12 protein-coding genes are annotated in these 12,128 nt (G+C 47.8%); all 12 read right to left on the reverse strand.

Translation table 11 applies throughout. From position 1 onward, the window contains the following. Positions 1–144 precede the first annotated feature (144 nt). Positions 145–2,214 (reverse strand): glycine--tRNA ligase subunit beta, encoded by a 2,070-nt coding sequence (gene glyS / locus BP95_RS0102075; protein ID WP_028531289.1) that lies wholly within the window; start codon positions 2,212–2,214, stop codon positions 145–147. Continuing rightward, entirely contained in the window at positions 2,207–3,094 is an 888-nt protein-coding gene (glyQ, locus tag BP95_RS0102080; protein WP_021256795.1) for a glycine--tRNA ligase subunit alpha, read from the reverse strand. The genes glyS and glyQ overlap by 8 nt, the downstream gene beginning before the upstream one ends. Before the next feature lie 299 nt (positions 3,095–3,393). Beyond that, the gene (recO, locus tag BP95_RS0102085; protein WP_021256796.1) at positions 3,394–4,158 is read right to left on the reverse strand and encodes a DNA repair protein RecO; all 765 of its coding nucleotides are present in this window, start codon (positions 4,156–4,158) and stop codon (positions 3,394–3,396) included. Positions 4,159–4,194: 36 nt separating this feature from the next. Continuing rightward, a complete protein-coding gene (locus BP95_RS32205; RefSeq protein WP_081676194.1) occupies positions 4,195–4,335 on the reverse strand; it encodes a YqzL family protein in 141 nt (46 codons plus the stop codon). Positions 4,336–4,569: 234 nt separating this feature from the next. Further along, positions 4,570–5,490 carry a GTPase Era gene (era, locus tag BP95_RS0102095; RefSeq protein ID WP_370510413.1) on the reverse strand — a complete coding sequence of 307 codons (921 nt, stop codon included), beginning with the start codon at positions 5,488–5,490 and terminating at the stop codon, positions 4,570–4,572. A gap of 84 nt (positions 5,491–5,574) precedes the next feature. Continuing rightward, positions 5,575–5,961 (reverse strand): diacylglycerol kinase family protein, encoded by a 387-nt coding sequence (locus BP95_RS0102100; RefSeq protein ID WP_021256798.1) that lies wholly within the window; start codon positions 5,959–5,961, stop codon positions 5,575–5,577. Further along, positions 5,961–6,461 (reverse strand): rRNA maturation RNase YbeY, encoded by a 501-nt coding sequence (ybeY, locus tag BP95_RS0102105; protein WP_021256799.1) that lies wholly within the window; start codon positions 6,459–6,461, stop codon positions 5,961–5,963. Before ybeY ends, BP95_RS0102100 begins: the two co-directional genes overlap by 1 nt. Before the next feature lie 57 nt (positions 6,462–6,518). Next, positions 6,519–8,789 carry an HD family phosphohydrolase gene (locus BP95_RS29380; RefSeq protein ID WP_051613965.1) on the reverse strand — a complete coding sequence of 757 codons (2,271 nt, stop codon included), beginning with the start codon at positions 8,787–8,789 and terminating at the stop codon, positions 6,519–6,521. 15 nt (positions 8,790–8,804) lie between these two features. After that, on the reverse strand, positions 8,805–9,773 hold the full coding sequence (locus BP95_RS0102115) for a PhoH family protein (RefSeq protein ID WP_021256801.1): 969 nt from the start codon (positions 9,771–9,773) through the stop codon (positions 8,805–8,807). A 20-nt stretch (positions 9,774–9,793) separates the two neighbouring features. Continuing rightward, on the reverse strand, positions 9,794–11,026 hold the full coding sequence (gene yqfD / locus BP95_RS29385) for a sporulation protein YqfD (protein WP_051613966.1): 1,233 nt from the start codon (positions 11,024–11,026) through the stop codon (positions 9,794–9,796). Next, positions 11,023–11,316: a sporulation protein YqfC gene (gene yqfC / locus BP95_RS0102125; protein WP_021256803.1), complete on the reverse strand. Its 294-nt coding sequence runs from the start codon at positions 11,314–11,316 to the stop codon at positions 11,023–11,025. The genes yqfD and yqfC overlap by 4 nt, the downstream gene beginning before the upstream one ends. A 256-nt stretch (positions 11,317–11,572) precedes the next feature. Beyond that, positions 11,573–12,124 (reverse strand): hypothetical protein, encoded by a 552-nt coding sequence (locus BP95_RS0102130; protein ID WP_028531290.1) that lies wholly within the window; start codon positions 12,122–12,124, stop codon positions 11,573–11,575. Positions 12,125–12,128: the final 4 nt, after the last annotated feature.

Consider the following 12,128-nt stretch of genomic DNA (forward strand, 5'->3'; position numbering starts at 1 on the left):
CTCTACATCAACTCAGTTTTTGTCGAATCGATGAAAATAAGGATGGAACATGTCGAAGAGAATCCGAAGAATCCCTTCTTCATGTTCCATCCATTTACAACAACTACCCTACTGTCCATAGACGATAAATCTCATTGTTGCTTATTACGCCCAGACAAGCTTGGAGAAATCTGCGAAGCGCTGAATGTCATTTGCAATATTCGCAAGCAAAGCCAAGCGGTTCGCCCGCACCGCTTGATCCTCAGCCATAACCATCACTTGTTCGAAGAACGAATGGACTTCATCCTTCAGCTGGGACAATACGCTCAGTGCCTCTGATGGATTGCTATAAGCTGCTTCATAAGCTTCATGCACACGCAGCCAGCTCTCATGAAGATTGCGTTCTGCATCATGCTCGAACAGCTCAGAACGTATCTCCTTGCTGTCTGCTTTAGCAGCCAGATTACCTACACGGTTGAACGATTCAACCGTCAGCTTAAACTCATCTGCCTGTACAGCATGCATAAGTGCTTCTCCACGAGCTACTGTGAGCTTCACATCGTCATAGCCAGCAGCCATTACCGCATCAACAACATCGTATCGAACGGAATCAGACAACACATTCTTCACCCGCAAGCCGAAGAATTCATACAATTCTTTACGAACTTCCTCACGTTCACGTTTCAACAATCCTGCTTGTTCATATACATCAAGCGTAATGTTGAAGAGCGTATGCAAAGTAAGTGGAAGATTGCGTTCCAATAGAATTTGCACAATACCTGTCGCCTGTCTCCGCAAACCATATGGATCCTGCGATCCTGTCGGGATTATGCCGATGCCGAAGCAGCCAGTCAACGTATCCATCTTGTCAGCCATGCTGATAATCGAACCGACAAGTGAAGCTGGTGCTGGATCGCCTGCGAATCTAGGCTTGTAATGCTCATTGATCGCTTGGGCTACCGCTTCTGGTTCCTCTGCCTTGCGAGCGTAATCCTCACCCATAACCCCCTGCAATTCAGGGAATTCATAGACCATTTGCGTAACAAGGTCGAACTTGCAAATATCCGCAGCACGGCTTACCCACAGCGCTGTCTCACGATCCGTCTGAACCGCCAGCGCCAATGCATCCGCAATTGCATGAATGCGGCGCACCTTATCCCCGATCGAGCCTAGCTCCTCGTGGAACACGATTGAATCTAGCTTGTGCACGCAATCGATAATTTTAAGCTTTTGATCTTCTTCATAGAAGAACTTCGCGTCAGACAGGCGTGCGCGCAGCACCTTCTCGTTTCCTTTTGCAACCATCTCCAATCCCTTGGAGTCACCGTTGCGCACGGTTACGAAGTAAGGAAGGAGCTGACCCTCTGCATTCAATACAGGGAAGTAACGCTGATGCTCACGCATCGAAGTAATCAACACTTCTTGAGGAATGTTCAAGAATGCTTCATCGAATCCACCGAACAATACGGTAGGGGTTTCAACCAAGAACAGTACCTCTTCCAGCAAATCTTCCTTAATCGCAATATGCCAATCCTTGCTCTTTGCCAGCTCTTGAATTTGGTTCTTAATATTTGCTTCGCGTTCTGCCACATCAACGATGACGGACTGTTCACGAAGGCGCTCCACGTATTGAAGCGGCGCATCAATAACCGCCTCATCACCAAGGAAACGATGTCCACGAGTCGTGCGGCCCGCTTTTACGCCTGCAATTTCAAGTGGGATAACATCCTCGCCATGCAGAGCAACGATCCAGCGAATCGGACGAACGAAGCGCATATCCTTCGCACCCCAACGCATATTTTTCGGGAAAGTCATTGCATGAATAATAGAAGTCAATCCCTCAACAAGAACATCCGCCGTATTCGTACCAAGGCTGCTCTTATTCGCGTAGATATACTCGACTCCGTTCAACTCTTTGAAGAAGAATTCCGACGGATCTACGCCTTGACTGCGTGCAAATCCAAGGGCTGCCTTCGACCACTCACCGCTCGCATCGTGAGCAATCTTCTTGGCTGGCCCCTTCACTTCCTCATGAACGTCTGTCTGCTTATCTGCAACGTCCTGAATGAGCACTGCGAGACGTCTTGGTGTTGCATACGCAGATACCGTTCCGTAGGCAATCCGCGATTCTGTCATCCAGCGTTCCGTACGCTCCTTCAGTTGTTCCATCGCACTGCGAATGAAACGTGCAGGCACTTCCTCTAAGCCAAGCTCGAGCAATAAATGTCTAGGCATCTTGTTCCTCTCCTTTCTTCAAGAGTGGGAAGCCAAGCTTCTCACGTTCTTCCAAGTAAGTCGCAGCCACATGGCGTGCAAGATTGCGCACGCGTGTAATGTACCCTGTACGCTCCGTTACGCTAATCGCACCGCGTGCGTCAAGCAGGTTGAATGTATGGGAGCATTTCAGCACATAATCATATGCTGGGAATACCAAATGGGCATCCATCGCACGATTTGCTTCTTTCTCGTACATATTGAACAACGTAAACAACATCTCCGTATCGCTTACTTCGAATGTATATTTCGAATGCTCGAATTCAGGCTGGTGGAATACGTCGCCATAAGCTACGCCTTCTACCCACTCCAGATCGAACACATTTTCTTTGTCTTGAATATAGGACGCAAGGCGTTCCAAGCCGTACGTAATCTCTACAGCCACTGGATGTGCGTCGATACCGCCCACCTGTTGGAAATAAGTAAACTGCGTAATTTCCATACCATCAAGCCATACTTCCCAACCTAGGCCCCATGCACCCAATGTTGGCGATTCCCAGTTATCCTCTACAAAACGGATATCGTGGATTGTCGGATCGATCCCCAGGCGGTTCAAGCTCTCCAGATATAATTCTTGAATATTGTCCGGAGATGGCTTCAAAATAACTTGGAACTGGTGATGCTGATACAATCGGTTCGGGTTCTCCCCGTAACGGCCGTCAGCTGGACGACGAGATGGCTCTACATAAGCTACGTTCCATGGTTCTGGCCCGATGGAACGAAGGAAGGTCATCGGGTTCATCGTCCCCGCACCCTTCTCTACATCATACGGCTGTACGATGATACAATTCTGCTCGGCCCAAAATTGCTGCAACGTCAAAATCATTTGTTGAAAATTCACAGTCAGGACTCCTTTGCCTCATATTGACGGCATTGACGTATGGGAGAATGCAAAAAACTCCCGCCTCTACGCCTGATGCCAGACGTAGGGACGAGAGTTATATTCCCGCGGTTCCACCCTACTTGATCGAAATAGTCCGATCCACTTTCACATGAGCCTTGCTCCAAAGTGCCATTTCATTCGTTCGTTCGTTCAGGCTTCCACTGCCCCTGAATCGCTGCATTCAAACGCTGCGAACTACTTTCTTCTTCAACACAAGGTATACCTCAATTTATTGATATATTATAGCGAAATGGATATTACTCGTCAAGCTGCGCCAGATCATATTTCTCCATCTGCTCAAGGAACTGCAATGATTTCAGACGTACCCCAACATGCGTATCCATGTAACCACGCATGCAAGCCCGAAGCTGCAGCTTAGTTGCAGGCTTCAATGTAATATTGCCCAGACGATGCAAGTCTGTCATCTCGAATTTTTGAAGCAATGCAAGCATTTGCAGATTGGCGACGTAATTCGCATGTTCCCTCGGCTTGCAGCTTGCACACAGCGCACCACCTAACCGCCAACTAAAAGCAGCAAGCCTCTCCTCTGTACCGCAAGCGACGCATGCATGCAGTTGAGGAGCTACGCCAGTTCGCTGCCACAATTTCATCTCGAAGAGATGGGTTGTCACCTGTACATCCTTGCCTTGGGCAATAGCTTGCAAGTAGGCATGGAATTGATCAAACATTGGCCCCCCAGCTTCTTCATCATGCAGTGCCTTATCCACTAATTCAGCCGCATAGGACGCATAGGCTGCCAGATGGAGCTGCTCACGAAGCTGATGATTCGCCTCTACTATCTCACAAGAATTAAGAGTACCAATATGCCCCATTCCACGAAAGAACACATACTCTCCATAAGTGAACAACTGAGTCGCCGCAGCATGTCGGCTGCGAACCTTTTTCGCGCCGCGAACAAGAACACCGACTTTGCCGTGAGATTTCGTACAAAGTGTGATGATCTTATTGCCTTCCCCATAGTCCATGCTGCGGATGACAATTCCTTCAACCCGATATAACACTCTCGTCCTCCCATGATTGACGCTGCATAATCATTATTAATCTGCAGATTGCTCCACGATTGGCGCAATCTCTGTTGGGTGCTCCTCAAGCTCTTCAGTCATTCCTGCCTGCTTATATAGCAAGTAAGCGTCGACATCCCCTGTCTTCGCAAATACATTCCATGAAAAATCACGCATTGCAACAATCCCCTTTCGTTAAGAGAACCTTAATCAATGACATGCTCCTATGATGCCCGCAAGCAACAATAGTGGCAGTTATAGTTGCTGTACCTGAAGCGGACGTTCGAGGCAATATCTTCGGATACAGACCAGTAAGACTATGCGTCATCATTTAGGTTGTGCTGCTTAGAAGGGAATATCCATTGCAAAAATTGGAGTGTATGGTTTAGACCAGCCTGTTCCTCGCTAGATTTACTCGTGTCTAAAACCAAGATCTCGCAAGACTCGATCCTGATTTCGCCAATCTTTTTTGACTTTCACCCATAGCTCCATGAATGTCTTGGAACCGAGCAAGTTTTCGATATCCTGTCTCGCCAACTTTCCAATTTCTTTCAACAAGGCACCCTGCTTGCCGATAACAATTCCTTTTTGTGAATCCCGTTCCACGAAAATAACTGCCGAGATATATACAACGCCATTCTCCTGCACACGCATATCCTCGATCGTTACCGCAATGGAATGAGGAATTTCTTCTCGCGTCAGGTGCAATATCTTCTCACGAATCAACTCTGCAACGACGAATTGCTCCGGATGATCCGTAATTTGATCATCTGGATAGTACTGCGGTCCTTCTGGCAAATAGCCTCCGAGCACATCCAGCAGCCGGTTGACGTTGCTTCCATTTATCGCCGAGATCGGCACAATCGCTGCGAAGTCGTGCAGCTCATTGTACTCTGTAATCATCGGCGGTAGAGCCTCTGGATGAACCTGATCGATTTTGTTCATGACGAGTATGACAGGAGTACGGACTTTTTTCAATTGTTCAATCACATATTTATCTCCGCCGCCAAGCCCAGCAGATACATCGACAAGGAAGAGAACAGCCTCTACCTCATTCAAGGTGTTCAATGCCACATTGTTCATATAATCGCCGAGTTTCGACTTTCTCTTGTGGATACCGGGAGTGTCCAAAAATACAATTTGCGAGTGATCCGTTGTATACACGCCATGAATTTTGTTGCGTGTCGTTTGCGGCTTATCTGACATAATGGCGATTTTCTGGCCGATCACATGGTTCATCAGTGTAGATTTGCCGACATTTGGGCGACCTACAATCGCGACGAAGCCCGATTTATACGTATTACGATTCATTTGATCTTGATTATGAAACATGAATTCCCCTCCAAAACTTCTCTGTATGTGCATACACGGCGCTCTGCCGTTCAATAACGACAATAGCGCCGTGTATGAATGTCTTCATCCGTGCATAACGCGCAGAATCGTACCAAGCAGCTTCATTCCCGGTTCGAAAAAGATAGCAACGCCAACTATAACGGCGAATACCGCCGTCACGAGCACGGCTCCTGCGGCGGTATCTTTGGCTACCTTCGCCAATGGATGCGGCTTCGGCATCACAAGATCGACGACAGATTCTACTGCGGTATTCAATAATTCAGCTGAGATTACGATGGTAATGGCGAGTCCTAGCCACAGCCAGTCCGAAGTCGATATTTGCAGTACAGCCCCTAATAGAAGTGCCAACACACTCATTGCTGTATGTACCCTCATATTGCGCTGCGTTCGTATTGCATAGGCTATTCCTGCGAAGGCAACACGAAAGGTATCGCTCCACGGACGCTTCATTAGCGGCGCAAACCTACCTTCTCCAGCACTGCTTCCTGCTTGTCCATCATAATTTGTTCACTTGGCTCATCCTGATGATCATATCCGAGCAAGTGCAGGAAGCCGTGAACAAACAAGAATCCAATTTCACGCTCCAAGGAGTGACCATATTCATCAGCCTGCTCCTTGGCGCGTTCTGTTGAGATGATGATATCGCCAAGCAGATCATTCATCTCATCCAATTCTTGCTCATCCTCAATTTCGTATAGAATGTCCAATTCCTCTTCAACAGATTCGTTCAAGGCAAAGGACAATACATCTGTCGGACGATCAATTCCTCGATATTCACGATTTAACTCATGAATTTGCTCATTATCAACGAACGTTAACGCGACCTCTCCCTCTTGAATGCCCTCCATCGCCGCAGCTTCCTGTAGGATACGCTCCAGCAGCTCAATTAGGGAAGGATCTATCGGGTAAATGTCTTGATCGTCATTCCATTCCAGCTTCATACTCGACATGTTCGTTGCTCCTTACTTGCAGTTTTAAGATGTACGTTCAACCGAATCAATCGCAGGCTACGACTTCGGAGCTTCCGCTGCAGCACCCGCGTCCTTATTCTTCAACTTCGAGTCATCCGGATACTCAATACGGGAGTGGAAGATTCCCATTACAGTCTCCTTCAGTGACTGAGCAACAATATCCAGCTCGCGCAGTGTCAGATCACATTCGTTGAACTGATTGTCGTCCATCCGATCCTTCACAATTTTATGAATCATCGATTCAATTTGCTCGACCGTCGGATGACGAAGTGAACGCACTGCAGCTTCCACACAATCCGCTATCCCTACAATAGCCGCTTCCTTCGATTGAGCTTTAGGCCCAGGATAACGGAAATCATCCTCAGTAAAGTCAGGCTCAATACCCTGTTCTTCCGCCTGCTTCTTCGCTTTGAAGTAGAAATACTTCAAGAAGGTTGTACCATGATGCTGCTCAGCAATATCCCGTATCGGCTTCGGCAGCTTGTAATCCTTCAGCATCTCAGCGCCGTCTCTGGCATGAGCAACGATAATGGACGTACTCAGCTTCGGATCGATTTGATCATGCGGGTTGTCCATATTCGTCTGATTCTCAATAAAGTAACTTGGACGCTTCGTTTTGCCGATATCATGATAGTAGGCACCTACTCGACACAGCAGTCCATTCGCACCAATCGATTCCGCAGCCTGTTCAGACAGGTTCCCTACCATCACGCTATGGTGATAGGTTCCCGGTGTTTCTGTCAGAAGTTTGCGCAGTAATGGATGGTTCGGATTGGACAATTCAACCAGCTTAAGTGCAGACAAAATGCCAAATGTAACTTCAAAAAACGGCATCAGTCCGAGTACAAGGACTGATGTGAGCAGTCCGCTGGCAAAAGCAAATGCAGCCGACAGCATCGTATGACTCTGATTCATTGGCTCTCCATATAGCATGGACAGCGTCAAAGCCGTTACACTGCCGAAGATACATACCATAATGCCTGCCTTCAAGATCGTGGAGCGTTGGCTTGCACGATGAATGGCGAATATCGCTGCGTAACTGGTCACGAGCGCAAAAAATCCAAAATGGAAATCAAACAACGTGCCTTGGTTGGTGTTCAAGATCATCCCCGCAAGGATACTCAGAACGACTGCACATATATACGCTAGCGGCAGATCGATGAGCAGGGTAATCAGCATAACCCCCATCGCAGTTGGTGCGACATACCCAATATAAGGGATTTCCTTCGTCTGCGCGTAGCCGATTATATGAATCGCAATAATATTGATTATGAAAATCAACACAAGCATCAGCAACTGCACGTTGTTGAACTTGAAATGAGTATGGCTTGATTGACGCATAAACATAAATAAGACGAGCGAGAACATCACCGACAGAAGCAACAAGCCAAATTGCGGCCAGTAGTTAACTTCTGATTTCAAAAGATCGTTCTCTTTTAGCAAATCATAAGTCTCTTGAGAGATAACCTGCCCTTTTTTAATAAAGATATCGCCCTGCTTAATGAAGATTGGCTGCGTATTCTCCCGCGCCTGAACCTTTGCATCCTTCGTTGCGTCATCATTGTAGAACTTGTTTGGCGTAATACAGAGGCGAACGAGCTCCTGCACCACCTCGCGAGCAGAGCGTTTATCCAGCGAGCTTGCATTGACGTATTCCGGCACCTTAGCTCGCGGCACAGAGGCATCTGGAACCGCGTCAGCCATCAGCTTAGACACTAGTTCCCGAGCAACAGGCTTCATTTGGGCGACGTCTTCTTTAGTCAAGCGTGCAATTTTCAGATACGTTTCTTCAGGGATATCGTATTTCTGCTCGTCAATGCGTTTACTTACTTCGTCAAGCAGTGTACTCGAATATGTATCCTTATTGCGGCTTGTCGTCAGAAATTCCCTAAGATACTTACTGACCTCATCAGGGATGACGGTGCGATATAAGCTGATCTTCTGTGCGTACGATATGAGCTCATCGTCATTTAACTGGTCGATACGCTCGAACAGAGAATCGATTAAGCGCTCATTTTTGAGCGAGATAATCTCATAAATGGGCTGCACGCGCTCGGCAGCCTGCTCTTGGGCTTTAAGCGTTGCCTTCTTATCTGGGATTTGAATCGGTGCGATAATATCCTTCTCACTCTTCGCATTGACTTCAATATCCAGCTTCTCCGGCAGAATGCTCGGCGCCAAACTGAAATAAAATAATAATGTTAATAAGAAAAACAGAAGAAAACGTACACCTACGCTATACTTCCATCCCGTCATATTGACTTGACGTTTGCTATTTCCGTTGCCGGAACGATTTGTCTGTAGCATAGAGAACAGTCCTCTCTATCCTTGGTTTTCGCTTTCCTTCTGGTAAGCTGTAATAATTTTCTGCACTAAGGAATGACGAACGACATCCTGCTCGGCAAAATGCACGAATCCGATCTCCTCAATCCCGTTCAAGATTCGCCCTGCTTCCACGAGACCTGATCTCTTACCGCGAGGCAAATCAATTTGGGTAATATCCCCGGTAATGACCATCTTCGATCCGAAGCCAAGTCGTGTCAGGAACATCTTCATTTGCTCAGGGGTCGTGTTCTGTGCCTCATCCAATATGATGAACGCATCATCCAGCGTCCGTCCCCGCATATAGGCGAGAGGCGCAATCTCAATCAATCCACGCTCAAGAGCCTTAGCAACCTGTTCCGTGCCCATCACGTCATACAGCGCATCATAGAGAGGGCGCAAATACGGATCTACCTTCTCTTGCAAATCTCCAGGCAAGAAACCAAGGTTCTCTCCGGCTTCTACTGCAGGCCGAGTCAGAACGATTCGCTTGACGGCTCCTTCCTTCAACGCAACGACGGCAAGTACAACGGCAAGATACGTTTTCCCTGTACCTGCAGGCCCTACACCGAATACGATGTCTCTCTTCTTAATCGTTGATACATAATGCCGCTGACCTATTGTCTTAACGCGGATCGGTTTGCCGCGGTATGTATGAGCGATTTCGCCCCTGAATAAATCAAGCAGCTCGTCAACCTTCCATTCCTGCGCTAAATCGACTGCATACATGATATCCCGTTCAGACAGGATAATATTGTTGCGAATCAGCTCGAGCAGAACGAGGAATAACTGCTCCAATTTTTCAGTTTCTTCCGCTTCCCCCGTAATGACAACCTCCGCCTCGCGCGATGTCACTAGTGCATCTGTACGGCTTTGAATCAAGCGCAGATGCTTATCTTGCGGCCCGAACAGGGCTAGTCCTTCAGCAGCATTTTGTAGTGAAATTTTAACAGTCTGTTGTTGCGACAAAAACCTCAGTCTCCTTGTATTCAGTGTCCTTGTTCATGTGGTTCTGATTCCGGTTGTGATTTCTGTTCAAACTGGCGAACAAGCGGAAGTTCTTCCGCTATTGATTGCTCCACTTCAAAAAGCACCTTCATGACCACTTTACCATTGTCCGTCTTCTGATGCAAAATTTTTTCCGAATGAATGCGGGCATTAGGTCCGTTCTTGCCGAGCACATCCGCCCTAGCTTGCTTCAGTCCTGCCTCTGCAGCTTGCGTCTCCGTTCGTTCCTCAGATGCGAACTGAACTTCCTTAATTTTCTCATTTGTCCAGCCAATAGGCAGCGACAACTGCCTCCATTTCAGCGTGTTGTCCTCCTGCAGCTGTTCATAATGAGCATAAGGAATATCTCCGAATCCAGAGACCATAAGCCTCCGGTTGCCTGTCACGATATATTTTCTCTCTTTCTCTTCCCCTGTGTATACTTTATGCTTCATGACGAGCGGCGAGGAAATCTCATATTGGTGCCAGACGAGCCCTCTTGCTTCTCCCCTGGCCGCCACATCCTTCGGTTCAGTTTCAGTTCCAACGGCCCCGGAAATAAGTACAGCGCCTTTTTTGACGCGGGCATTGCGGGCAACGACAGCTCGTCCATTCTCCGCGATAATATCAGTTACGATTGCATCCTCTGAAGCAACAATATGTCTTGGATTAACCAATTTCAATGAGTCGGGCTTCGTTGCTTCAATCACTTGAATTGATACCCTGGTCCCTTCCCAATTGACTCCCACCCATGATGCCTCTTTCAGCTTCGTGTGCATCGCCTTCGCAATTAGATCAGGGTCACGCAGACGGAATGTCCACTGAAAAGGATATATCCCCTGCTCTTTCGCAGCCGCAAGCACCTGCTCTGTTGATATACGATCATTGCCCTTCACATCAATGGACCATACCAGCGAGGAGAGCATGTACAATCCAAGCATAAACATAGCGAAGCCAATCAAGAAGAACTTGCGGCGGAGAACTCGTCTCAACGCAAAAGGCCATCCTATCCGCTGCTCCACATGAACCCGACAGCCTGTCTGCTTCAAAATGGGCCTCAGGTTAAAATATTCAGACAGCAGTACATAGCACTGGAAGTCTTGGAACGAAATCCGCTGCACATCCCACACTTGGATTTGTTTGGAGACGACAGCATTAATAAAAGACTCCGCATTCCCTCCTCGAATGCGAACCCGAACATAGCCGCGAGCATTGGCCAACGTAGGTGCCTTCACTTCATTTCCCCCGTTCCATTGTATGTGATATTGCGTATGATTCCTTCAATACGTATCTCTTCCGTCCATATCGCCCGAATAACAAGCTCTGATCCGGATATCTCTAGTTCTCCATTGGTTAGCGCCAACCGAACCAGCTCGTTCGAAAAATGCACAATCCCGCGGTGGTTCTCAACGATAAGATGCCGATTTCCAATCATGGCTAACCGGGGCGTATCCGATAATGTATCCTGCGGCAGATCCAGCCAATTCGCTGTCCAGTTGCTTAATTTGCGGCCAAAGCGACTCATTTTGCGACGGGCCCCCTTCCTATTCGTTACAATTTATGCGCAGAATGACGCGATTATAACGATTGCAGCGACCCTTCACGCGAGATCCTCGAGGAATATTCCATGTTAATGATTGTCTGTGGAACTGCAGAAATAAAAAAAAGCCCCACTATGCAGGCTTAGCACGTATTGTACTAACCCTGTATGTGGAACTTCTCTCTTCGCCTACAGTTGTTCCTGAACGGAACAGCATGGACTTGTATTAATACTTATAGATTCAGCGGCGATGCTGATAGGGACGCTTGGCACGCGGTGGACCGAGCACCTCCGCCCAAATGACTCCCTGCATCACTTCATCAGGTGTAACTGCACGGCTTGAAGAACCCTGCACCTGTTCGGGTGAAGCAACTGATGAAGTATGGCGCTTAGAGGCTCTGGAAGCTGATCCGGACGAGATAGAGCTCGCCATTCGGTCAATTGCAGCCAGACGCTGCTCTAGCTCCGTAAGACGCGCCTCATCCGAGTCAATGGAATCATACGAGTTACCCGGACTTGAAGCCATCCCTGCTGGCGCTGGACGTTCAGCGCTGGTCGTAAACACAGGCTGACGTTCTGGCTTGCGTTCTACCTCCTCATATTCCTCCTCGCCTGCATCTTCATACCTCTTGTCATCGCTGCTTTTTGCAGCCCCTCCACTAAAATCAGGCATCCGGTTGGTTTTGTCCTTTTTCTTCGAGCCGCCCAGTGAAGAAAAAAGAGCTCCCAAAATAATAATCGCTATTAACGGATTGCTTGTGACGAAATGAATAATCTTCTCAATGATCACCATGGCT

This window comes from Paenibacillus sp. UNC217MF (assembly GCF_000686865.1).
Lineage (GTDB): Bacteria > Bacillota > Bacilli > Paenibacillales > Paenibacillaceae > Paenibacillus_B > Paenibacillus_B suaedae.

Excerpts from the sequence above, each read along its gene's own strand:
- ybeY (WP_021256799.1), bottom strand. The coding sequence starts at position 6,461 with ATGTCGAGTATGAAGCTGGAATGGAATGACGATCAAGACATTTACCCG.
- BP95_RS29380 (WP_051613965.1), bottom strand. The coding sequence starts at position 8,789 with ATGCTACAGACAAATCGTTCCGGCAACGGAAATAGCAAACGTCAAGTC.
- era (WP_370510413.1), bottom strand. The coding sequence starts at position 5,490 with ATGTTTCATAATCAAGATCAAATGAATCGTAATACGTATAAATCGGGC.
- BP95_RS0102130 (WP_028531290.1), bottom strand. The coding sequence starts at position 12,124 with ATGGTGATCATTGAGAAGATTATTCATTTCGTCACAAGCAATCCGTTA.
- glyS (WP_028531289.1), bottom strand. The coding sequence starts at position 2,214 with ATGCCTAGACATTTATTGCTCGAGCTTGGCTTAGAGGAAGTGCCTGCA.
- BP95_RS32205 (WP_081676194.1), bottom strand. The coding sequence starts at position 4,335 with ATGCGTGATTTTTCATGGAATGTATTTGCGAAGACAGGGGATGTCGAC.
- yqfC (WP_021256803.1), bottom strand. The coding sequence starts at position 11,316 with ATGAGTCGCTTTGGCCGCAAATTAAGCAACTGGACAGCGAATTGGCTG.
- BP95_RS0102100 (WP_021256798.1), bottom strand. The coding sequence starts at position 5,961 with ATGAAGCGTCCGTGGAGCGATACCTTTCGTGTTGCCTTCGCAGGAATA.